This is a genomic window from Streptomyces sp. NBC_01089, assembly GCF_045162975.1.
Lineage (GTDB): Bacteria > Actinomycetota > Actinomycetes > Streptomycetales > Streptomycetaceae > Streptomyces.
Map to the genome: position 1 here is coordinate 8,006,167 of NZ_CP108660.1, position 22,869 is coordinate 8,029,035.

The 22,869-nt window shown below is 72.5% G+C and carries 19 protein-coding genes and 1 riboswitch; of the genes, 13 read left to right on the forward strand and 6 right to left on the reverse strand.

Annotation, left to right across the window (positions count from 1 at the left end):
- Positions 1-299: 299 nt before the first annotated feature.
- The 6 genes from OG510_RS35995 to OG510_RS36020 all read left to right on the forward strand — a co-directional run bounded on the left by OG510_RS35995 (position 300) and on the right by OG510_RS36020 (position 6,509).
- The gene (locus tag OG510_RS35995) at positions 300-2,522 is read left to right on the forward strand and encodes a LamG-like jellyroll fold domain-containing protein (protein ID WP_406142215.1); all 2,223 of its coding nucleotides are present in this window, start codon (positions 300-302) and stop codon (positions 2,520-2,522) included.
- A complete protein-coding gene (locus tag OG510_RS36000; RefSeq protein WP_406142216.1) occupies positions 2,519-2,797 on the forward strand; it encodes a DUF6332 family protein in 279 nt (92 codons plus the stop codon). The genes OG510_RS35995 and OG510_RS36000 overlap by 4 nt, the downstream gene beginning before the upstream one ends.
- A 197-nt stretch (positions 2,798-2,994) precedes the next feature.
- A complete protein-coding gene (cbiE, locus tag OG510_RS36005) occupies positions 2,995-4,260 on the forward strand; it encodes a precorrin-6y C5,15-methyltransferase (decarboxylating) subunit CbiE (RefSeq protein ID WP_406142217.1) in 1,266 nt (421 codons plus the stop codon).
- A complete protein-coding gene (cobM, locus tag OG510_RS36010) occupies positions 4,257-5,006 on the forward strand; it encodes a precorrin-4 C(11)-methyltransferase (RefSeq protein WP_406142218.1) in 750 nt (249 codons plus the stop codon). Before cbiE ends, cobM begins: the two co-directional genes overlap by 4 nt.
- Positions 5,007-5,117: 111 nt before the next feature.
- Positions 5,118-5,453 (forward strand): hypothetical protein, encoded by a 336-nt coding sequence (locus OG510_RS36015; protein WP_406142219.1) that lies wholly within the window; start codon positions 5,118-5,120, stop codon positions 5,451-5,453.
- Positions 5,454-5,681: 228 nt separating this feature from the next.
- On the forward strand, positions 5,682-6,509 hold the full coding sequence (locus OG510_RS36020) for a class I SAM-dependent methyltransferase (RefSeq protein WP_406142220.1): 828 nt from the start codon (positions 5,682-5,684) through the stop codon (positions 6,507-6,509).
- 39 nt (positions 6,510-6,548) lie between these two features.
- Here the strand turns inward: OG510_RS36020 and OG510_RS36025 are convergent, their stop codons facing one another.
- On the reverse strand, positions 6,549-7,832 hold the full coding sequence (locus tag OG510_RS36025) for an amidohydrolase (RefSeq protein ID WP_406142221.1): 1,284 nt from the start codon (positions 7,830-7,832) through the stop codon (positions 6,549-6,551).
- Positions 7,833-8,009: 177 nt separating this feature from the next.
- Here OG510_RS36025 and OG510_RS36030 point away from each other — a divergent pair, with 177 nt between their 5' ends.
- Entirely contained in the window at positions 8,010-9,059 is a 1,050-nt protein-coding gene (locus tag OG510_RS36030) for an Lrp/AsnC family transcriptional regulator (protein ID WP_406142222.1), read from the forward strand.
- A 30-nt stretch (positions 9,060-9,089) separates the two neighbouring features.
- On the opposite strand, the gene OG510_RS36035 is transcribed toward OG510_RS36030, so the two are convergent.
- A complete protein-coding gene (locus OG510_RS36035) occupies positions 9,090-9,560 on the reverse strand; it encodes a MarR family winged helix-turn-helix transcriptional regulator (RefSeq protein ID WP_406142223.1) in 471 nt (156 codons plus the stop codon).
- A gap of 129 nt (positions 9,561-9,689) precedes the next feature.
- On the opposite strand from OG510_RS36035, the gene OG510_RS36040 reads away from it, so the two are divergent.
- Entirely contained in the window at positions 9,690-10,247 is a 558-nt protein-coding gene (locus OG510_RS36040) for a quercetin 2,3-dioxygenase (protein ID WP_406142224.1), read from the forward strand.
- Positions 10,248-10,303: 56 nt separating this feature from the next.
- Here OG510_RS36040 and OG510_RS36045 read toward each other — a convergent pair whose 3' ends face one another.
- Positions 10,304-11,416 carry a cobalt-precorrin-5B (C(1))-methyltransferase gene (locus OG510_RS36045; protein ID WP_406142225.1) on the reverse strand — a complete coding sequence of 371 codons (1,113 nt, stop codon included), beginning with the start codon at positions 11,414-11,416 and terminating at the stop codon, positions 10,304-10,306.
- A gap of 11 nt (positions 11,417-11,427) precedes the next feature.
- On the opposite strand from OG510_RS36045, the gene OG510_RS36050 reads away from it, so the two are divergent.
- Positions 11,428-12,168: a cobalt-precorrin-6A reductase gene (locus tag OG510_RS36050; protein ID WP_406142226.1), complete on the forward strand. Its 741-nt coding sequence runs from the start codon at positions 11,428-11,430 to the stop codon at positions 12,166-12,168.
- Between the two features lie 58 nt (positions 12,169-12,226).
- On the opposite strand, the gene OG510_RS36055 is transcribed toward OG510_RS36050, so the two are convergent.
- From OG510_RS36055 to cobG, 3 genes are read right to left on the reverse strand one after another with little or no spacing between them, the layout of a single operon-like run.
- Entirely contained in the window at positions 12,227-13,726 is a 1,500-nt protein-coding gene (locus OG510_RS36055; protein WP_406142227.1) for a precorrin-2 C(20)-methyltransferase, read from the reverse strand.
- 8 nt (positions 13,727-13,734) lie between these two features.
- Positions 13,735-14,361 carry a precorrin-8X methylmutase gene (locus OG510_RS36060; RefSeq protein ID WP_406142723.1) on the reverse strand — a complete coding sequence of 209 codons (627 nt, stop codon included), beginning with the start codon at positions 14,359-14,361 and terminating at the stop codon, positions 13,735-13,737.
- 19 nt (positions 14,362-14,380) lie between these two features.
- Positions 14,381-15,712, reverse strand: coding sequence for a precorrin-3B synthase (gene cobG, locus OG510_RS36065; protein ID WP_406142228.1), 1,332 nt, complete (start codon positions 15,710-15,712; stop codon positions 14,381-14,383).
- A gap of 184 nt (positions 15,713-15,896) precedes the next feature.
- Positions 15,897-15,973, forward strand: a riboswitch (cobalamin riboswitch).
- A 53-nt stretch (positions 15,974-16,026) separates the two neighbouring features.
- On the opposite strand from cobG, the gene cobN reads away from it, so the two are divergent.
- The 4 genes from cobN to OG510_RS36085 all read left to right on the forward strand — a co-directional run bounded on the left by cobN (position 16,027) and on the right by OG510_RS36085 (position 22,849).
- Complete coding sequence (cobN, locus tag OG510_RS36070) at positions 16,027-19,623, forward strand: cobaltochelatase subunit CobN (protein WP_406142229.1); 3,597 nt, start codon at positions 16,027-16,029, stop codon at positions 19,621-19,623.
- Positions 19,624-19,984: 361 nt separating this feature from the next.
- A complete protein-coding gene (locus OG510_RS36075) occupies positions 19,985-20,788 on the forward strand; it encodes a polysaccharide deacetylase family protein (protein ID WP_406142230.1) in 804 nt (267 codons plus the stop codon).
- Positions 20,789-20,863: 75 nt separating this feature from the next.
- Positions 20,864-21,775 (forward strand): TIGR03619 family F420-dependent LLM class oxidoreductase, encoded by a 912-nt coding sequence (locus tag OG510_RS36080; protein ID WP_406142231.1) that lies wholly within the window; start codon positions 20,864-20,866, stop codon positions 21,773-21,775.
- 261 nt (positions 21,776-22,036) lie between these two features.
- Positions 22,037-22,849 carry a hypothetical protein gene (locus OG510_RS36085; RefSeq protein WP_406142232.1) on the forward strand — a complete coding sequence of 271 codons (813 nt, stop codon included), beginning with the start codon at positions 22,037-22,039 and terminating at the stop codon, positions 22,847-22,849.
- Positions 22,850-22,869: the final 20 nt, after the last annotated feature.

A 22,869-nucleotide genomic window follows, 5' to 3' on the forward strand; every position in this document is an offset into this window, starting at 1 on the left:
CCTGTCAAGGGCTCCGCCCGAACTCCGGTAAACCCGCGGCTTGCTGTGCCGCTGTCCTCGCCGTAACGCGCCGACTGGCTGACTTCCTGCGGCTGAAAGCTTTCACTGCCGGTATCGGCCGCGCCATCCGGTTCCGGCCGGACGGGAGGAGTGGCGGGTACGACGGCCTTTCGGCAAGTACGGTGAGATACGGGACGGTTGGGGTGGGCAGGGGACCTTTCCCGCTCGCCCCGGCCTTGTCGTATTCCGGATGTTCCGCGGTCCTCCGGACGGAGCCCGGTTCTTCTTCTGGGGGGTTCATGCAGAGATCAAGAACACTGTCGGCCGCTCTCGCCATGGCGTTCGCCACGGCCGGTCTGGGGGTGATCGCGGCGCCCGGCGCGTCCGCGATCACGCCGCCGGTGGCGTTCACGGCGGACGCGCTGCCGACCTGGCAGACCAACGGCATCGTCTGGGCGCTCGCCCAGAGCAACGGTGTGGTGTTCGCGGGCGGCACCTTCTCCGCGCTGCGGCCACCGGCCGGTGCCTCGGGCACGGCGCGGTCCGCGGTGAACTTCGCCGCTTTCAACGCCGCCACCGGCGCACCGACCAGTTGCACACTCTCCTTCACGGTCGGCAGCGGTACCGCCACTGTGCGGGCCCTGGCCGTGTCGCCCGACCAGAAGACGCTCTACGCGGGCGGCTACTTCGGCGCGGTCAACGGCACCAAGGTGTCCTCGCTCGCCGCCATCGACATCGCCACCTGCAAGCCCAAGACCTCGTTCAGGCCCGCCTTCGCCGCCACCGTCCGGGCGCTGACGGTGACCAAGGACACCGTGTACGCGGGCGGCGACTTCAAGACCGTCAGCGGGCAGAAGCGCCAGCGCTTCGCCGCGGTCAAGGCGTCCGACGGGGCGGTGCTGCCCTTCACCGCCGACGCGGACGAGCCGGGCCGCGCGCTCGCGCTGACCCCGGACGGCAAGAACGCGGTGCTCGGCGGGGACTTCTTCAAGGTCAACGGAACGACCTCGCACGCCCTGGCCGTGGTGGACGCCGCATCGGGCAAGGTGACGAAGGCGTACCCGGGCTTCATCGAGACCAACTCGGTGGTCAAGACCCTCGACACCGACGCCACCGGGATCTACACCGGCAACGAGGGCACCGGCTTCGGTGTGTTCGACGGCCGGATCGCTCTCGACGCCGCCGGCCTGAACCAGCGCTGGCGCGACACCTGCCTGGGCGCCACCCAGTCCGTGAAGTCGTACAAGGGCGTGCTCTACAGCGCCTCGCACGCCCACGACTGCTCCAGCGTCGGCGGTTTCCCCAACGGGCCGCGCCACCACTTCCTGGCGCAGCCCACCACGGGCACCGACAAGCTCGGCTGGACCCCGGACACCAATGACGGCAACGGCGAGGGGATCGGTCCCCGCGCGCTGAGCATCGCGACAGCGGGCTCCACCCAGTACCTGTGGTCGGGCGGCGAGTTCACCACCGTCAACGGGGCCGCAGCACAGAGCCTCACCCGGTTCGCCTCCACCGGCGACAAGGGCGCCCCGACCGTTCCGGTGGGCACCGCCGTCAGTACGACACCGGGCCAGGTGCAGGTGAGCTGGCGCGCCAGCTTCGACAACGACGACTCGAAGCTGACGTACAAGGTCTACCGCGACGGGTCCACCACACCCATGGCGACCGTGCAGGCCGATTCACTGGTGTGGTCCCGGCCGCAGGTGTCCGTCAAGGACACCTCGGTCACCAAAGGCAAGAGCTACAGCTACCGGATCACCGCGTCCGACGCCGCGGGCAACACCAGCGCCAAGTCGGCGGCCGTCACCGCCACCGCGACCGCCGCGGCGGAGCGCTACCCGGCCGCGGTCCTCGGCGACGGTGCCTCGCTGTACTGGCGCTACGACGACCACACGGCGCCGTTCGTGGCGGACGTGTCGAGCGGCAACCGCTCAGGTGTCGACGTCAACGCGCCCGCGCTGCGCCAGACCCCCGGGGCTGTCACCGGCCCGTCGACGGCGATCGGGTTCAACGGCACCAACCAGTGGATATACAGCGACCGCAGGTACGCCGCGCCCGCCAAGTACAGCCTGGAGACCTGGTTCAGGACCACCAGCACATCCGGCGGCAAGCTGATCGGGTTCGGCGACAACACCACGGCCGACAGCAAGAAGTACGACAAGCAGGTGTACATGACGAATGCCGGCAAGCTCATCTTCGGAGTGAGCGGCAGCGGTTTCAAGACACTCGTGAGCCCGAAGGCGTACAACGACGGTAAATGGCACCAGGCCGTCGCGACGCAGGGCCCGACCGGTATGCGGCTGTACGTCGACGGCCACCTCCTGGAGAGCAACACGGTGACGAAGAGCGAGAGTTCGAGCGGTTTCTGGCGGGTGGGCGGCGACACACTGGCAGGCTGGCCCTCGCGTCCCACGAGCGGCTTCTTCAAGGGGCAGCTGGACGAGACGGCCGTCTACCCCGGGGTGCTCAGCGCCGCGAGGGTGGCCGACCACTACACGCTGGGGAAGAGCACCGGATGACAGGCGGCAGCCGGGCCGACCGCGACGCCACGACGGTCGAGATCGGCTACGCCCTGGTCAGCGCGGGCTTCCTGGGCGCGGTGGTGTTCGGTGCGATCGCCGGGCCCGCGGCCGTGTGGAATCTGCCGCACCGCGTCACAGCGGCCCTGCTGCTGACCGGGGCGGTGGTTGCCGGACTGCTCGCTGTGGTGCGTGTGGTCCATGTGCTGCGTACGTACGAACGTGGCCGCAGGGAGCGGGACCGCACCGGCGGAACCGACACGGCGGCACCCTGAGGCGCCGACCGCCCCTGGACACCTGTCCTGTCCGCTGTCCCGTCTGCCCCGAGGCACCTGCCTCGGGGCAGACCCTTGTGGCGGGGATTTGTGCATGTCACAGAGGTGCCGCCAGAATGCGACTCCGTACCGGACCGACCCGGTCCGAACTTGGCGGAAACCCGCCCCGACCCGATCAAACCGTGAGGAACCCGGCTGTGGCCCCCGCACCACCCCCGCCCCCCGCCCCGGCGGCCGTCACCGTCGTCGGGATCGGAGCCGACGGCTGGGACGGGCTGCCCGCCGCATCGCAGCAGGCTCTGCTGCACGCCGAGACCCTCATCGGCGGCGCCCGCCAACTGGCCCTGCTCCCACCGGGCTGCCCGGGAGAGCGGGTGGCCTGGCCCGCACCGCTGCGGCCCGCCGTACCGGGGCTCCTCGCGGCACACGCCGGGCGCCGGATCGCGGTACTGGCCAGTGGCGACCCCATGTTCTACGGCATCGGGCGGGCACTGACCGAGGCGCTCGGCGCCGACGGGGTCCGCGTGCTGCCGTCCCCTTCGTCCGTCTCGTACGCCTGCGCCCGCCTGGGCTGGCCGGTCGAGGACACCGAGGTCGTCACCCTCGTCGGCCGGCCCATCGCCCGGCTGACCGCGGAGCTGTACGACCGCCGGAGGCTGCTGGTGCTCAGCGCGGGCCCCGCGACACCCGCCGAGGTGGCCGCCCATCTGACAGGTCACGGCTTCGGGGCGAGCCGGATGCGGGTACTCGAACAGCTCGGCGGCGACCGCGAGAACATCACCGACGGCACAGCGGCGGACTGGCCGCATCCGCCCGCCGACCCGCTGAACGTGATCGCCGTCGACTGCCGCCGCACCCCCGGCGCCCCGCGGACCGGCGCCGTCCCCGGGCTGCCCGACGACGCGTACGAACACGACGGCCAGCTCACCAAGCGCCATGTGCGCGCCGCGACCCTCGGCGCGCTCGCCCCCGCACCCGGCGAACTGCTCTGGGACATCGGCGGCGGCTCGGGGTCCATCGCCATCGAGTGGCTGCGCACCCACCCGTCCTGCCGCGCCGTCACCGTCGAACGCGACCCGGTGCGGGCCGAGCGCATCGCCCGTAACGCCGCCAGGCTCGGCGTCCCCGCGCTGCGCGTCGTCACCGGCGCGGCCCCCGGCGCACTCGCCGGACTGCCCACGCCGGACGCGGTGTTCGTCGGGGGAGGACTGACCGCCCCCGGTCTGCTCGACGCGTGCTGGGACGCCCTGCCCGACGGCGGGCGGCTCGTCGCCAACACCGTGACCCTGGAGTCGGAGGCGCTCCTCGCCGAGCGCTACCGCACCCACGGCGGCGACCTGGTGCGCATCGCCGTCGCCCACGCCGTGCCCGTCGGCGGCTTCACCGGCTGGCGGCAGGCCATGCCGGTCACCCAGTGGGCCGTCGAGAAGAACCCGTACCCCCTTTCTGGAGACGACAGATGACCGTGTACTTCATCGGCGCGGGACCCGGCGCCGCGGACCTCATCACGGTGCGCGGCGCCCGTCTGCTGGCGTCCTGCGGTGTCTGCCTCTACGCGGGCAGCCTGGTGCCGCGTGAGCTGCTCGCCGCATGCCCGCCTGACGCCCGGCTGACGGACACCGCGCAGCTCGACCTGGACGAGATCACCGCCGAACTGGTGCGCGCCGACCGGGCGGGCCAGGACGTCGCCCGGCTGCATTCCGGGGACCCCTCGGTCTTCAGCGCGGTGGCCGAGCAGATGCGCCGGCTCGACGCGGCAGGGGTGACCTACGAGGTGGTGCCCGGCGTTCCCGCCTTCGCGGCGGCGGCCGCGGCCCTGAAGCGCGAGCTGACGGTCCCCACCGTCGGCCAGACGGTGATCCTCACCCGCGTCGCCCAGCGCGCCACCGCGATGCCGGACGGGGAGGACCTGGCCACACTCGGCCGCAGCGGCGCGCTGATGGTGCTGCACCTGGCGGCCCAGCACGCCGAGCGGGTCGTGGCGGAGCTGCTGCCGCACTACGGCGCGGACTGCCCGGCCGCCGTCGTGGCCCTGGCCAGCCGCCCGGATGAGATCGTGCTGCGCGGCACCCTCGACACCATCGCGGGCCAGGTCGCCGAAGCGGGAATCCTGCGTACGGCGGTCATCATCGTCGGCCGCACGCTCGGCGCGGAACAGTTCGGCGACAGCCACCTCTACTCGCCGGAGCGGGAGCGGCACTCCTGCTAGCTGGCCGGCGTCTGCGCGCCGTCCTGGCCCCGGGTGCCCGCCCGGCCTGCTTCCTCTCGAATTCCTCAAGTCCCTTGCCATCCGGCGAGGGCGACCGGCACGGTGATCCACATGGCAGCTATGGCGGGACTGAACCGAAAGCACAACTTCTTGCTGGTCATCCGGGACGCGGACCTGGTCGCTGAGGCTCTGCGCCAGGCGCTGGCCGAGGCATCGCCCGAGGAGCTGCCAGGTCTGGAACGCGCCGCCGCACTCGTGGAGTCCACCGCCGCGGCCACCGAGGGCGGGCTGCGCGCCCGCTGGGTGCGCTCCCGTCTTGCCGCCGTCGGCTTCACCGGAGACATCGGCTCGGTCGCCGCGGTGAAGGCGCTGCGCCAGGCCGAGCCGAAGCTGAGCCTGGTGGCCGCGGTGCAACTGCAGAAGGAAGCACAGAGCTGTCCCGAGTGACCGGGCACCTCGTCACGCAGGGCTGATCGGCCCAGGTGCGGCGCGCCTCGGCGGCTGTGGCGGGCGCCGGTGGACGATCGGTGGGCGGCGGCTCCGGTACGGACCGCACGGCACCGCCCCACCGTGGAGAGGCCCGGTCATGGAACCGTCAGGCGACCCCCCGTTTCAGTCACCCACCACCCGGTCGAGGGTGCCCGCCAAGGGCGACACGCCCGCGCCGGCGGCGGTGTGACCCCGGCTCCGGGCGGGGGAGCGCCGGGCGGCGGCCGCTACGGCGAGGACTTCTTCCGGCCCGAACAGGCGGGCGAGGGGGACCGCATCGACTTCGGGGCCCTCGCCTATGACGACATCACCATGGCGCGGCTGCGCGCTGTCGGGGCCGGCCCTGGGTGGCACTGCCTCGACATCGGTGCCGGGACGGGCACGGTCTCCGCCCGGCTGCTGACCGAGGCCGGAGTGGCGAGCGTGCTCGCCGTGGACCGCGACGTCCGGTTCATCGGAGAGCGGTCCCTGCCCGGACTCGACGTACTGGAGGCCGACATCACCGCCCCGGGCTTCGTCTCCGGACGGTTCCAGCTCGTCCATGCCCGCTTCGTGCTGATGCACCTGCCCGAGCGGGACCGTCTGATCAGGGCCTTGGCCGAACTCGTCGCGCCCGGCGGGGTGCTGGTGCTCAGCGACGCGGTCGACCTGACGAGCGACCGTACGCCCGGCACCCCGTACACCGCGGTGATGCGGGCGATGTGGCAGGGGCTGCGGACCACGATCGGCACCGATGTCTCCTGGGTGCCGTCGTACCCGCAGCGGCTGCGCGCGGTGGGGCTCAGCCCCGTCGCCGCTGAGATCCATGTGCCGCCGCTCGTGGCGGGCAGCGCCATCAGCCGCTTCTGGGCGGACACCTGGGAACGCAGCAGAGCGGCGATGCTCGCCACCGGGCTGGTCGACGACGAGACAATCGACCAGGCGGTTCGGTATGTGGGGTCCGACGAGTGCGCCGCGCTGTCGGCCGGCATGCTCACCGCCTGGGGGCGGAGACCCGAGAGGGGCGCAGGGTAGCCCGCCCCTCTCGGCAGCAGCCTTCGGTCCGGCCTTGTCTCAGCTGTCGTCCGCAGGCGTCAGCCACTGTGCGGCCGCGGCGAGCAGTGAGGTCACGCCTACCTCGATGGTCGGGTCGATCGCGGGGGCGAACCGGGACGAGTGGTTGCTGGGGATCTCCGGGGGCACCCCGTTCTCCAGGATGCCGTCCGGGGCGAGGCCCTCGAAGCGGGCCAGGTCCGTGCCGCCGAAGTACCAGAAGACGGAGGGCACTTCGAGCGCGCTGCCGAAGGTGCCGAAGTCCTCGCTGGCGGGTACGGTCTGCGACAGGGTGAAGACGTGCCCCTCGCCCAGCGTCGCGGCCAGTGCGGCCTGCACCGTGCCGGTGGCCCCGGGGTCGTTGACCGTGACCGGGAAGCTGTTCAGCCGCTCGATCTCGGGTTCCCGCGGCACGCCCGATGCGGCGGCCTCACCGCGGATGATCCGTTCGACCGCCGCCAGGACTTGCTCCCGTACGGCCGGGGTGGTCGACCGGATGTTGATCCCCAGGTCCGCGGTGTCCGGGATGACGTTCTCCTTGGTGCCGCTGTGCACGGACCCCACGGTGACCACAGCCGTCCGGCCGGCGCCGACCTCGCGCGACACCACCGTCTGCAGCCGCATGATGACCGCCGCCGCCAGCACCACCGGATCGACGGTCGTCTCGGGCATGGACCCGTGACCGCCCCGCCCGAACAGCCGTACCCGCAGGCTGTCCGACGCGGCCATCACCGGCCCTGGCCGGGTGCCGACGAAGCCGGCCGGGGCCGGGGCCACATGCTGGCCCAGACAGATTTCGGCGCGGGGGAAACGGTCGAGGAAGCCGTCCTCGATCATGGCCGGGGCCCCGCCGATCTCCTCGGCGGGCTGGAACACGGCCACCACCGTGCCCCGCCAGGCGCCGCGGTTGGCGGCGAGCAGCGCGGTGGCGCCGAGCAGACAGGTGACGTGCATGTCGTGTCCGCAGGCATGCATCACCGGTACGTCTTCGCCCGCGCGGTCCTTGCCGGTCACGGTGGAGGCGTAGGGCAGGCCGGTCTCCTCCAGCACCGGCAGGGCGTCCATGTCGGCCCGCAGCAGGACGACCGGGCCTTCCCCGCTCCTGAGCACCCCGACGACGCCGGTGCCGCCCACCTTCTCGGTGACCTCCCAGCCCTGCTCACGCAGCAGGCCCGCGGCGATGCCCGCGGTGCGCACCTCCTGGAGGGACAGCTCCGGGTGCGCGTGCAGATCCTTGTACAGCTCGCGCAGGGCGGGCAGTCCGTCCGCGAGACCGGTGAGCAGGGGAGTGGCGGGAACAGTCATGAGAGCTCCGTTTCGACCAGGGACCGGCAGAGGGGTACGCGGCCGGGGAGGACGGCGCCGGCGGTCCGTGGGACAGGACACAGAGCAGGCACGGCGTTCCTCTCTACAGTGGCCGTCACCGGACGGTGGCCGCGACTGCCCCCCACCCTCCGGCCTGCGCACGGAGGAGGGCCCGAAATGCAGGAAAGCCTCTCGGTCGAAGGCGATTCGCGGGATTCCCGCGGACGTCTGTCCGAAACCGACCTGGTGCTCGTGGACGCGCTGCAGTCCGCCCCGCGAGCACCCTGGAACCGGATCGGGCAGGCCATCGGGGCGGACGCGACGACCGCCGCCCGCCGGTGGGAACGCCTGAGGGCCGGAGGGCTGGCCTGGATCACCGCGTACGACGCACCCGAGGCCGCGACGCTCGCCTATGTGGAGATCGGCTGCCGCCCGGGAGCCGTCGACGCCGTCAGCGCGATGGTGGCCGGACTGCCGTGGGTCTTCGGCATCGACGTGACGGCGGGGGACTTCGACTTGTTCGTGTCCGTCGCAGCGGCCGACCTGCCGCGTCTCGGGGAGGCCGTGCACCGTGTCATCGGCGGGCTGCCGGGGGTGCGCTCCACCCGTATCCGCGTGGCCGTCACCGTCTTCGGGGAAGGCGCCGACTGGCGGATGCGGGCGCTGGAGCCCGCCCTGCGGACGGGCCTGGCGGCCTCCCGACCACCCCAGCGGCCAGGCCACAGCGCTCAGTCGCTCGCCGAGCAGGCGCCCGAGGACCGGGCCCTGAAGGCCGCGCTCGGCGAGGACGGAAGAATGGGCTACACCCAGCTCGGCGCGGTGACGGGGATGAGCGAACACAGCGCCCGCCGCAGACTCCAGCGCATGATCAGGACCGGCAACATCTCGTTCCGCTGCGATCTCGCCCTGCCCCTGGCGGGGCTGTCCACCATGGTGATCCTCCGCTGCACCGTCCCGTACGGCCGGCTCGAAGCGACGGGGAGCGCGGTGGCCCGCATGGAGCAGGTACGGATGTGCGCGTCCGTGAGCGGACCGCAGAACCTTCTCATCTCGGTCTGGCTCCACGGCCTGAGCGGTGTCGGCCCCTTCGAGATGTCGCTGGCCGAACGCTTCCCCGAGCTGGAGATCAGGGACCGCACCGTCGCCCTGCGCTCGGTCAAGCGCATCGGATGGCTGCTGGACATCGAAGGCCGCGCGGTCCGCCGCGTACCGCTCGGGCTGCCCTGATCCCTGCCGCCCCTCCGGCCCCTGCCGCCATCACGGCCGCCGCACGGGCGGTGGCCGTACGGGTGGGGGCAGTACGGGCGGTGGCCCCCAAGGCGCCTCCAGGGCGGCGCGCAGGGCGTCGACGGCCGGGCGGCCGATCCGGCCGGCGAGCTCTACCTCGATCCGTCCGAGGACCAGCTCTGCCTGGTGATGGGTCTGCTCGCCCCGCGGGGTGCGCCTGATCAGCCGCTGCCGGCCCGATGACGGGTGGGGCACCTGCTCCAGCAGCCCGGCCGTCACCAGGCCGTGGACGGCCTGGTGCGCGCTCTGCCGGGCGACCCCCATCCGCCGGGCCAGCTCGGACACCGTGGTGCCCCGCTCGTCGAGTACGGCGAAGAGATGGGCCTGGGCCGGGGACACCGGCGCCGCGCCGGCCTCTTCGAGGGTCGCGAGGAGCGCCTCCTCGAACCAGCGCCGGGCTCCGGTCAGCAGTTGGGAAAGCGTGCGGCCTGCGGCGGGCATCTGTTCCTCACAGCGGGGTCGAGCCGGTCCGTGGCCGGGACCGGTGGGTTGCCGTGCGGCGAACCATTATGTCAGGCTACCTGACATTCGCTCTGCCCGACATGCGCTGTCCGAGTCCGGGAGGAACCCATGACGATCGAGTACGCCACCGCCTACCGGCGGGCATCGCGCATTCCGCCCGAGCCCGGCAAGCCGTACTTCATCGAGAAGGGCGAGGGGGACCGTGCCCACCTCTTCGGCGATCTGGTCACCGTCTACGCGGGCGGTGAGCAGAGCGAGAACACCTTCAACTTCTTCACCGTCGAAGGCCCCAGGGGCGACATCATCCCGGCCCATCTGCACCCCGACACCTATGAGGTCTTCTATGTGACGGCCGGCGCCGTCCGCGTGTTCGTCGAGGACACCGGGGGCAGTCAGCAGGAGAGGCTGCTCACCCCGGGCGACTTCGGCTTCGTACCCAAGAACTGCCCGCACGCCTACCGCATCGAGCGCCACCACAGCCAGGTCGTCGGAGTCGCCGCAGGACCGGGCGGCACCTTCGAGCGGTTCTTCGAGAACCTCGGCGTACCCACCGAGCAGCTCGGCCTGCCGCAGGAGCCCGTCGTGCCCGCACCGGAGAAATTCGCCACCGTCCCGCTCCAGTACGATGTCCGATTTCTTCCCGGGCACCGGTGGACGACGCGGTGAACGCCCCCGCTGCCCCTGCCCGCGTACGGGTGCGGGTGCGGGCCTGACCCGGAAATCTAGAGCGAGCTGCGCCCCACCACAGCGCCCGCGCGGTCGATACAGATGACGTCGACCGCCACCGGCGCGCCCCGCAGCACGGACAGCGCCTGGTCGCGGGCGGCCACGGCCACCAGATCGCCCAACGGGATTCCCGCCGCGCGGCACAACTGCAGCGCGGCAAGTCCGGTGTTGGCCCCGGCCACCTCCGCGGCGAGCGCTTCCCCCGCGCCGCCCCGCCTGGCCAGGCCGGCCAGGAAACCCTTGTCCACCTGAGAACGGCCGGAGTGCAGATCGAGGTGCCCGGCCGCCAGCTTCGAGAGTTTGGCGAAGCCGCCGCAGACGGTGAGCCGGTCCACCGGATGACGCCGCACGTACTTGAGTACGGCGCCCGCGAAGTCGCCCATGTCCAACAGGGCGTCCTCGGGGAGCCCGTACTCGGCGACGACGGTCCGCTCGGACGTGGAGCCGGTGCACCCGGCCAGATGGGTACGCCCGGCCGCCCGCGCCACATCCACTCCGCGCCGGATCGAGTCGATCCACGCCGAGCACGAGTACGGCACCACGATGCCCGTCGTCCCCAGGATGGACAGGCCGCCCAGGATGCCCAGCCGGGGGTTCCAGGTGGAGCGGGCGATCTCCTCACCGTGGTCGACGGCGATGGTGAGCTCGGCGTCCGGGCCGGCGCCGTGGCGCTCCGCGACACGTGCGATGTGCTCGCGCATCATCTGGCGCGGCACCGGATTGACAGCCGGCTCGCCCACATCGAGGGGCAGCCCGGGGCGGGTGACCGTGCCGACACCCGGGCCCGCTCTGAACACCACCCCCGAGCCCGGCGGCAGCCGCCGTACGGTGACCCGCACCAGCGCGCCATGGGTGACGTCCGGATCGTCGCCCGCGTCCTTCACCACACCCGCCGTCGCCCGCCCGTCGCCCAGCTCCTCGACGGCCAGCGCGAACGACGGTGTCTGTCCCTTGGGCAGGGTGACCGTCACCGGGTCAGGGAACTCGCCGCTGAGGAGCGCGGTGTAGGCGGCCGTGGCCGCGGCCGTCGCACAGGCACCGGTCGTCCAGCCGGGCCGCAGCCCGGTGTGCTTGAGTTGGGCGCTGCGGCCACCGTCCCCCTCAGCCATGAAAGGCTCCGATGCACGTACTGATACTCGGCGGTACGACCGAGGCCCGGCGGATCGCGGCGGAGCTGCACCCCGGGGCCCGGGTGACCAGCTCCCTCGCCGGCCGGGTCGCACGGCCCGTGCCGCCGCCGGGAGAGATCCGGATCGGCGGATTCGGCGGAGCCGGGGGACTGGCGCAGTGGCTGCGCGAGCACGAGGTCGACGCGCTCATCGACGCGACCCATCCTTTCGCCGGAACCATCAGTTTCAACGCGGCTTCGGCCGCTGCCACCGCCCATGTTCCCCTGCTCGCCGTGCGCAGGCCCGGGTGGGTGGCGGGGGACGGCGACGACTGGCATCAGGCGGGCTCCCTGGAGGAGGCCGCCGCGCTGCTGCCCGCGCTCGGACAACGGATCTTCCTGACCACCGGGCGGATGGGCCTCGCCGCGTTCGCCGCGCTCGACCAGCTCTGGTTCCTGGTGCGGTCGGTCGACGCTCCGCACCCCCCGTGTCCGCGGCGGATGGAGACCCTGCTCGACCGGGGCCCCTTCGCCCTGGAAGGCGAGCGGGCGCTGCTGCGTGACCACCGGATCGATGTGCTGGTCACCAAGGACAGCGGGGGACCGGCCACCGCGGCCAAACTCACCGCGGCCCGGGAGGCCGGTCTCCCGGTGGTCGTCGTCCGGCGGCCCGCCGTTCCCGAAGGCGTGCGGGTCGCCGGGACCCCGGAGGAAGCCGTCCGCTGGGTGAGGGACCTGGCGGGCATGGCCTGAGCCCCGGCGGACACGGCCCGAGCCCTGTCCGCCGCCCGCCCCGGAGACCCGCACCGGTTCACCCCTCGGGGTAGCTCCTGGGAGTCCAGACGATCTCCTCACCGTCGCCCCTGCGCACGGTCCGCGTCCGGGACGAGCCCACGAGCAGGATCGTGCGCATGTCCACTTCGGCCGGATCGAGCGCCCCGAGACGCACGATCCGTACGCTCTCCTCCGGCCCGCCGACGTCCCGGCCCAGCACCACGGGCGTATCGGGCGACCGGTGTTCGAGCAGCAGATCACGTGCCTTGCCGACCTGCCAGGTACGGCTGCGCGAGCCCGGGTTGTACAGCGCGAGCACCAGGTCGGCCGACGCGGCGTGCCGCAGCCGCTCCGCGATCACCTCCCACGGCTTGAGCCGGTCCGAGAGCGAGATCGTCGCGTAGTCGTGGCCGAGCGGCGCACCCGCACGGGCCGCCGCCGCGTTGGCGGCCGTCACCCCCGGCAGCACCCGCACCGGAACATCGCGGTACGCGTCCTGGGCGGCGACCTCGAGTACGGCGGTGGCCATGGCGAACACCCCGGGATCACCGCCCGACACCACGGCGACCTTCCGGCCCCGCCCGGCCAGGTCGAGGGCCAGCTCGGCGCGCTCCGACTCGACCTTGTTGTCGGAGCCGTGCCGCCGCTGCCCCGGCCTGACCGGAACCCGGTCCAGATACGTGGTGTAGCCGACCAGGTCGTCCGCCGCGGCCAGCGCGCCCCGGGTCTCCGGCGTGAGCCACAGCGGTCCGGCGGGTCCGGTGCCGACGACGACGACATCACCGTGTTCCCGTACCGGCTCGGGCGCACCGACACGGCTCGGCAGCACCGCCACCGAGAAGTACGGCACCGATCCCGCTTCCACGTCCGCCAGTTCACCGGTGCGCTCCCCGGGCATCGTGGCGCGCTCCACATAGCGGGCGTCGGCCATCCGCCCCGACCGCTCGACCGCCCGGTGCACCGCGGGGAAGGTGCGGCCCAGCTTCATGACCACCGCCGAGTCCGTCGACGCCAGACGTGCCGTCAGCTCCTCCTCGGGCAGCGTGCCCGGCAGGATCGTCAGCACCTCCTCGCCCTCGACGAGCGGCACACCGAGCCGGGCCGCGGCCGCGCTCACCGAGGTCACCCCCGGGATCACCTCCGTCGGGTAGCGGTCGGCGAGGCGCTTGTGCATGTGCATGTACGAGCCGTAGAAGAGCGGATCGCCCTCGGCGAGCACCGCGACCGTGCGCCCGGCGTCGAGATGCGCGGCCAGCCGGGCCGCCGCCTCCGCATAGAACTCCTCCATCGCGCCCCGGTATCCGCCGGGGTGGTCGGTGGTCTCCGTGGTGACCGGGTAGACCAGCGCCTCCTCGATGTGGTCGGCGCGGATGTGCCCTGCCGCGATGGACCGCGCTATGGACCGGCCGTGCCGGGCGCTGTGGAAGGCGATGACGTCCGCCTGGGCGATGACCTCCACGGCCCGTACGGTCATCAGCGACGGGTCACCGGGGCCGAGCCCGACTCCGTACAGCCGTCCGGCGCTCTGCTCGCTCATGCTGCTGTTCATTCCTCTTCGCTCGCAAGGGCGTTGACTGCGGCCGCCGCGATGGCACTGCCGCCGCGCCGCCCGCGCACCACCAGATGGTCGAGCCCGTGTACGGCGTCGGCCAGCGCGTCCTTGGACTCGGCCGCGCCGACGAAACCGACCGGCACCCCGATGACGGCCGCGGGACGCGGCGCGCCGTCCCGGACCATCTCCAGGAGCCGGAACAGCGCGGTCGGCGCGTTGCCCACGGCCACCACGGCGCCCTCCATCCGGTCGCGCCACAGCTCCATGGCCGCCGCGGTCCGCGTCGTGCCGAGCTCGGCCGCGAGCCCTGGCACCGACGGGTCGGACAGCGTGCACACCACCTCGTTGTCCGCGGGCAGCCGCTTGCGGGTCACCCCGCTGGCGACCATCGCCACATCGCACAGTACGGGGGCCCCGGCGCGCAGCGCCGCACGGCCGCGCGCCACGACCTGCGGGGTGAAGGCGAGATCGCGCACCAGGTCGACCATGCCGCAGGCGTGGATCATCCGGACGGCGACCTGGCTGACGTCGGCGGGAAGTCCCGAGAGGTCCGCCTCTGCGCGGATGGTCGCAAAGGACTGCCGGTAGATCGCCGGACCGTCCTTCTCGTAGTCGAACACTGTCTTCTCGCTCATTTCGTCACTGCGTGAGGGGTGTGGTCCGGGCTTCCGCCACGGTGGCGGCGAACTCTGAGGGGTCGTTCATGGGGTCGCGCAGCCGTTCGCCGCGTACGGAGACCTCGTAACCGGCGGCAGTGGCGACCACGTCCACCCGGTCGCCCTGCGGGTGGCCGCAGCGCCGTGCACACCCCGACCAGTACACGGGCAGCCCGCGACCCGGGCCGACGGCCAGTGCTGCGTCGGCGCGTACATCGGCAAGGGACTTCGCACAGCCGGGGCGCCCGATGCACGCCCCCACCCCGTGCCAGGGGGAGTCGGGCCCCGTGATCAGTCCGGCGGCCGCAAGCCCGGCCGCCTTGACCGCGGCGGCGTCCGGGCCGAGACCGGGCAGCACCACACCCCGCCAGGGGGTCAGCCGCAGCTCGCCGCTGCCGTCGTGCAGCGCCGTGTCGGTCAGCAGACGCCACTGCGCGGAGGTGATGAGACCCAGCGGCGCCGCGACGCAGAGCGCCGCCCGCCCGTCCGGGGGCCGTACGGTGCCCGGCTCGGGACCGGCCCCTGACGGCAGCCGGTCCGCCCGGTCGCGGGCAGTGGCGGGGATTCCGGCGGCAGCCAGCCGCTCCGCGACCGCCCGTACGAACACGGCCGGTCCACCCGGCAGTTCCGCCACCCGCCAGGCACCCGTCCCGGCGGCACGGGCGGCGCTCAGGAAGGTCTCGGCCGCCAGCAGCGCACAGCGGGCCGCGTGTTCGGCAGGCACCATCAGCGTCTCCCGCGCCCCGCCGGCGCACAGCAGCGCGCCGGCGTCCGCCCCCGCACCCGCAGAAGCGATCAACGTCACATCGGCTTCGAGGCCGGCCACATCACCGCGGCCGTCGTCGCACGCGAAGAGGAACCGGCCCGACAGCCCGGCGGCCGCCGCAGAGTCACAGAGCAGCGCGTCCAACTCCCGCGCCCAGCCCTGCACATCGGCCGATCCGCGCCCGTCGAGCCCGCACAGCGGGGAGGCCACGACATTGCGGGCCCGCTCATGGCGTACGGAAGGCAGCAGACCGGCTCCCGCGAGCACATCGGCGAGCTCCCGGCCGTCGTCCGGCCCCAGCCCGCGAAGCTGCACATTGCCGCGCGACGTCAGATGCAGCGCCCCGTCGCCGAGCCGCCGCGCCACGTCCTGCACCGCCCTGGCCTGCGAAACCGTCAGCACACCCGCCGGAATCCGGATCCTCGCCAGCGCACCGTCGTCCGCCGTGTGCAGGCGCAGACTGCCCGGACACGCGTCACCGCGGTCACGCCGGGCGGCCGGCTCCCGTGGGGGCGGAGGTACGGAGGAGTGGGGCATGGCGGCGAGCATACCGACCGGTCCACCAGGGCCTTTCGGCTGGATCAGGGCGATGATGTGCCGCACCGCCGCGACGGCCGATGCACACCGGGCGGGCCGTGGGCAAGGCCGCCGCCCGCTGCCCGCCGCCGGTCAAGGTCGTTACTATGCTTCTCGACGGGCCGTTCGGCCCGCGATCGCCACGACGGCGACAGGGGAGGAAGCCCGGTGAGATTCCGGCGCGGTCCCGCCACTGTGAGCCCGGCTCCTGGAGCCCGGGTGAGCCAGGAACTCCCGCCGTCCTGAACCGCCCGGGGCGCGGACACCCCGAGGAAGGCCGCCGCCGCATGCTCCTGCTCCTGTCGACGTCCGACACCGACCTGCTCAGCGCCCGTTCCGCGGACGGGCCTGTGGCGTACCGCTTCGCCAACCCGGCCCGGCTCCAGCTCACCGAACTGCCCGCCCTCCTCGAAGGCGCCGACCTGGTCGTCGTGCGACTGCTGGGCGGCATCCGCGCCTGGCAGGAGGGCCTCGATCTGCTCCTGGCCGACGGGCGCCCGGTCGTCGTCCTCACCGGCGAGCAGGCCCCCGACGCCCAGTTGATGGAGGCGTCGACCGTCCCGGTGGGCATCGCCGCCGAGGCCCACGCCTATCTGGCACACGGCGGGCCCGCCAACCTCGACCAGCTCGCCCGCTTCCTCTCCGACACCGTGCTCCTCACCGGCCACGGCTTCGAGCCCCCGGCGCCCGCACCCAGCTGGGGCCCGCTGGAGCGCACCCCCCGCACCACCGACGGGCCGACCGTCGCGGTGCTCTACTACCGGGCCCACCACATGAGCGGCAACACCGGCTTCGTGGACGCCCTCTGCGGCGCCGTCGAGGACGCCGGGGGCCGCGCCCTGCCGCTCTACGTCGCCTCGCTGCGCGCCCCCGAGCCGGAGTTGATCGAGACCCTGCGCGCCGCGGACGTCATCGTCACCACCGTCCTGGCCGCGGGCGGCACCAAGCCCGCCGAGGCGTCCGCGGGCGGCGACGACGAGTCCTGGGACGCGGGCGCCCTCACCGCCCTGGACGTGCCGATCCTCCAGGCCCTCTGCCTCACCGGTTCACGGTCCGCCTGGGAGGCCAACGACGAGGGCGTGTCGCCGCTCGACGCGGCGAGCCAGATCGCGGTGCCCGAGTTCGACGGCCGGCTCATCACGGTGCCCTTCTCGTTCAAGGAGATCGACGAGGACGGGCTCCCCGCCTATGTCGCCGACCCCGAACGGGCCGCCCGCGTCGCCGGGATCGCCGTACGCCACGCCCGGCTGCGGCACATAGCCCCCGCCGACAAGCGGCTGGCCCTGGTGCTCTCCGCGTACCCCACCAAGCACTCCAGGATCGGCAACGCCGTCGGCCTCGACACCCCCGCGAGCGCCGTCGCCCTGCTGCGCAGGCTCCGCGACCAGGGGTACGACTTCGGCTCCGGCGAAGTCCCCGGCCTCGCGTCCGGTGACGGCGACGAACTGATCCGCGCGCTGATCGAGGCCGGCGGCCACGACCAGGAGTGGCTCACCGAGGAGCAGCTCGCCCGCAACCCGGTCCGTATCCCCGCAGCCGACTACCGGCGCTGGTACGCCACGCTCCCCGCCGAGCTGCGGGCGAACGTGGAGGAGCACTGGGGCCCCGCGCCCGGCGAGATGTTCCTGGACCGCAGCCGCAACCCCGAGGGCGACATCGTGCTCGCCGCCCTGCGCCACGGCAATCTGCTCGTCCTCATCCAGCCGCCGCGCGGATTCGGCGAGAACCCGATCGCGATCTACCACGACCCCGATCTGCCGCCCTCGCACCACTACTTGGCCGCGTACCGCTGGATCGCGGCCTCGGCCGACGACGGCGGCTTCGGCGCCGACGCCATGATCCACCTCGGCAAGCACGGCAACCTGGAGTGGCTGCCTGGCAAGAACGCCGGCCTGTCCGCCGCGTGCGGACCCGACGCGGCCCTGGGCGATCTCCCGCTGATCTACCCGTTCCTGGTGAACGACCCGGGCGAGGGGACCCAGGCCAAGCGCCGTGTGCACGCCACGCTGGTCGACCACCTGGTGCCGCCGATGGCCCGCGCCGACTCGTACGGCGACATCGCGCGCCTGGAGCAACTCCTCGACGAGTACGCCCAGATCGCCTCCATGGACCCGGCCAAGCTGCCCGCGATCCGGGCCCAGATCTGGACCCTCATCCAGGCCGCCAAGCTCGACCACGACCTGGGCCTGGAGAACCGCCCCGACGACGAGGGCTTCGACGACTTCATCTTCCACGTCGACGGCTGGCTCTGCGAGATCAAGGACGCGCAGATCCGCGACGGACTGCACGTCCTGGGCAACCCGCCCGCCGGAGCCGACCGCGTCAACCTGGTCCTCGCCATCCTGCGCGCCCGGCAGATCTGGGGCGGCACGGCCTCACTGCCCGGACTGCGCGAAGCACTCGGCCTTGACGAGGCCAACGCCACCCGAACCGCCGCCGACACGGCCGAGGAACAGGCACGTGTCCTCGTCGAGGCGATGGAAGCGGCGGACTGGGACCCGGAAGCCGCCGTCAAGGTCGCCGACGGCCACCCGCAGGCGGTCGCCGACATCCTCGGCTTCGCCGCCCGCGAAGTCGTCCCGCGGCTCGCGGCCACCACGGACGAGATCGACCACGCCCTGCACGCGCTGGACGGCGGATTCGTCCCCGCCGGACCCTCAGGGTCCCCGCTGCGCGGCCTGGTCAACGTCCTGCCGACCGGCCGCAACTTCTACTCCGTCGACCCCAAGGCCATCCCGTCCCGGCTCGCCTGGGAGACCGGGCAGTTGCTCGCCGACTCGCTCCTGGAGCGCTACCGCACCGACAACGGTGAGTGGCCCACGTCCGTGGGGCTCTCCCTGTGGGGCACCAGCGCGATGCGCACATCGGGCGACGACGTGGCCGAAGCCCTCGCGCTGCTCGGGATCCGCCCGGTGTGGGACGACGCCTCGCGCCGCGTCACCGGACTCGAGCCCGTTCCGCTGGACGAGCTGGGCCGCCCCCGGATCGACGTCACCCTGCGCATCTCGGGCTTCTTCCGTGACGCCTTCCCGCACACCATCGGCCTGCTGGACGACGCGGTACGGCTGGCGGCGTCCCTGGACGAGTCCGACGAGCAGAACTTCGTACGCGCCCACACCCGGGCCGACCTCGCCGAGCACGGCGACGAACGCCGGGCCACCACCAGGATCTTCGGCTCCAGGCCGGGCACCTACGGCGCCGGGATCCTCCAGCTCATCGACAGCCGCGACTGGCGCACCGACGCGGACCTCGCCGAGGTGTACACGGTGTGGGGCGGCTATGCCTACGGCCGGGAACTGGACGGCCGTCCGGCCCGTGCCGAGATGGAGACGGCGTACAAGCGCATCACGGTCGCGGCCAAGAACACGGACACCCGTGAGCACGACATCGCCGACTCCGACGACTACTTCCAGTACCACGGCGGCATGGTCGCCACCGTCCGGGCGCTGCGGGGGAGCGCACCGGAGGCGTACATCGGCGACTCCACCCGCCCCGAGACCGTCCGCACCCGCACTCTCGTGGAGGAGACCTCACGGGTCTTCCGGGCGCGGGTGGTCAACCCCCGCTGGATCGAGGCGATGCGGCGCCACGGCTACAAGGGCGCCTTCGAACTCGCCGCCACCGTCGACTACCTCTTCGGGTACGACGCGACCACCGGTGTCGTGGCCGACTGGATGTACGACAAGCTCACCGAGACCTACGTACTCGACCCGGTCAACCGCGAGTTCCTCCAGCAGGCCAACCCCTGGGCGCTGCACGGGATCGCGGAACGGCTGCTGGAGGCGGAGTCCCGGGGCATGTGGGCCGAGCCGGACGCCGCGACCCTCGAAGCGCTCCGACAGGTGTATCTGGAGACCGAGGGGAACCTGGAGGGCGAGGACTGACGGCGCGGTCTCCTCGCGGGGGACCGCTGCCCGGTGCGGTGCGGTGCGGTGCGGTGCGGTGCGCGGTGGCGAGCGGGGTGCGGGGGCGTCCCGGCACCGCCGCACTGCAGCGGACCACCCGGCCGCACTCGGGCACCTTTTGCTCCGCTCGGGGCCGTCAGGGCGGCGGCGGGCCGTGTCCGGGGCCGTCGGCTGTGGTCCGACAGGGTGGAATCAGGTGCGTGTCCGGCGGTGTCTGCCGTGTCGGCGCGCCGGTGTATGGCAGTACGGAGCCATGCAGTCTGAAAATCACACTAATACGCATGGGCGGCGCAGATTCGTACGCGCCGCGGTCGGTCTGGGCGCCCTGGCTGTCGGCGGCGTGGTCTCCAGGGCGTACGGCCCGTCCGGCCACACCGCACCTGCCCCGCACCCCGCACAGTCACCGGCCGCCGTCCCGCCACCGCACTCCGTCCAGGCCGCCCCGGCCGCCGGACCACCCGCGGCGGCCGCCGCCCGGCCTCCCGACTACCGATTGCGGCCCATCGCGGGCGAGACATCCATGGGCGCCCCGGCCCAGAGCCCGGCGGTCCGCACCCACGCCGTGTACTCGCTCGAAGACAGCGGCCGCAGGATCGCGCTCACCTTCGACGACGGCCCCGACCCCGAATACACACCCCAAGTGCTTCGCATCCTGGCCCAGTACAACGTCCAGGCGACGTTCTGCGTGATCGGCGAGAACGCCGTCCAGTACCCGCAGCTGCTGCACGACATCGCGAACGGCGGACACGCCGTCGCCAACCACTCCTGGAACCACCCCCAGCTCACCAAGCTGACCCCGGCCGCCGCCAGGTCCCAGCTCGCCAGGACCAGCGATCTGATCGAGAAGGTGCTCGGCGCCCCGCCCGACTGGGCCCGCGCCCCGTACGGCGACTGGAACCCGGTCACGCTCGGGATCTGCGCCGATCTGGGCATGGAGCCGCTGGGCTGGTCGGTCGACACCAACGACTGGGCGCGGCCCGGGACGCGCAACATCACCAACTCGGTGCTGCGCGACGTCAAGGACGGCTCGATCGTGCTCTGCCACGACGGCGGCGGCAACCGGTCCCAGACCGTCGCGGCGGTCAAGAACTACCTTCCCCGGCTGCTCGACAGCGGCTTCATCCCCGTACGGCCGGAACTCTGACCCCCGTCGGTCCTGCCGGGGCCGTGCGGATCCGGGGAATGTGACCCGGTTCCGGATGATTGTTACGCTCTCCTGATGAAATTCGGCGTCAACATACTCAATTTCGGCCCCGGCACCACCCCTGCCACCCTCGTTCAGCAGGCCCTGGACGCAAGGGAGTTGGGTTACACCTTCGCGATGATCTCCGATCACGTCGCGGTGACGGCTGATGTGCACGAGGCGTACCCGGCCCCGTTCTACGACCAGTTCGTGCTCGCTGCGCATCTCGCGGGGCGGGTGCCGGGGCTCACGCTCGGGACGACCGTGACGGTGATCCCCTACCGCCACCCGCTGCACACCGCGCGGCTGGCGGCCAATATCGACTGTCTGAACCCGGACGGCTTCATCCTCGGCGCCGGGACCGGTTGGTCGCGGGCCGAATACGCCGCGCTGGGGGTGCCGTTCACCGAGCGCGGCCGTATCGCGGACGAGTATCTGGCGGCGATCCGCGCCGCCTGGACCGAGGACCCCACCACCTTCCGGGGCGAATACGTCTCGTACGAGGACGTGCACACCGCCCCGGCCCCGCGGAGCCGGCCCGGACTGCCGGTATGGGTGGGCGGCAATTCGCCTGCGGCCCTCCGGCGTGCGGCCCGGCTCGGCGAGGGGTGGCACCCCTATCTGGCGACGCTGCCCGCCATGCGTGCGGCGCTGCCGGTGCTCGCCGAGGAGGCGGAGCGTGCGGGACGGGCGGCCCCCGCTCTCGTGCCCCGGCTCCAGATCCGGGTCACCGGGACGAGGATCGACGGCGAGCACCCGGTGGGCCACGGCACGGTCGACCAGATCCGCGAGGACCTCACGGCGCTGGCGGACCTGGGCGCGACTCATCTGCTGCTGGACACGGCGCCCGACTCGCCTGCGCGGCGCGGCACCGCCGATGAGGACCGCAGGCTCCTTGAGCTCCTCACCGAGAAGGTCCTGGACCCGGTGTCGGGCACCATCCGCTGACGGACTGCGGCGGGTCGGGCGTCGCGCGGACGGTGGGCAGTAGCCGCCGGGCGCTGGTCGGGGTCGATTACCCCCGGAAGGTGACCGGTTACTACTGCGCCCGTGGGCTCTGGCCATAGTAAAAGACAGAAACATGGCGAATCCCTTGCGGTCTGACAGCAATCGCTTACATGCTGACGCCCAACCCGCCACCGGTCGTCAGGAGATGACATGCGCACGCCATTCATGACTGCACCCAGCCCGAGTTCATCCAGTACGGCTGTGTCCAGCACAGGTCCGTCCACGGTTTCAGCCGGCAGAAAACCGAGGCGCCGTCTCGTCAGGTCGGGCATCGTCCTCGGCGCCACGGCCCTCCTGGCCCTCGGCGCGGCGGGCCAGTCCTGGGCATCCACTCCCACCATCCGCTGGACCACGAACGCGCCGACCCCGGTGACCACACTGACTCTGCCGATGTCCGTGGATTCCGCTCCGGACGCGTCCGGTATCTACTTCGCCTACTACACGACGCTGGAGAGCGGCACCCGGCCGTACGCCGGATTCCAGCCGAAGCCCGTGGACGCCAACGGGCACCACATGCTCCAGGCGGTCTTCAGCTCCTTCAACGCCGACGCCACCACGACAGACACCCACTGCAACTACGGTGCGGACGGCGGCGCCGGAGTGAGCTGCGCGGTCCAGTTCGCCTACACGCCGGGGACCATGTACTCGCTCGTCCTCAAGCGCGCCAGTGTCTCCGGGGACACTCAGCTGATGTCGGGAGACGTCGTCCGGACCGCGACCGGTGCTTCCGTGGCGCACATCGGGAGCTTCGGCCTTCCGTCGTCCTCGGGCCGGTTCAAGAACGCCGACCAGGGCTTCATCGAGCCCTACCTCACGGCCGGCTGCGGCCAGCAGGTCACCGTGACCTACGGGAAGCCCGTCGGCACCGAGGCGGGGACCGACTACGCGGGGAGCCTCCCCACTGCCAGTGACCCGGCGTCGGGCAGCTGCCTGAGCACCACATCGAAGACCACCGGGCAAGGCCAGCAGGTCAAGGTGGAGGGCAATGCCGTCGCGGCGGCCGGCCGGCGGTAGCGGGAACTCCGGTGGCTGCT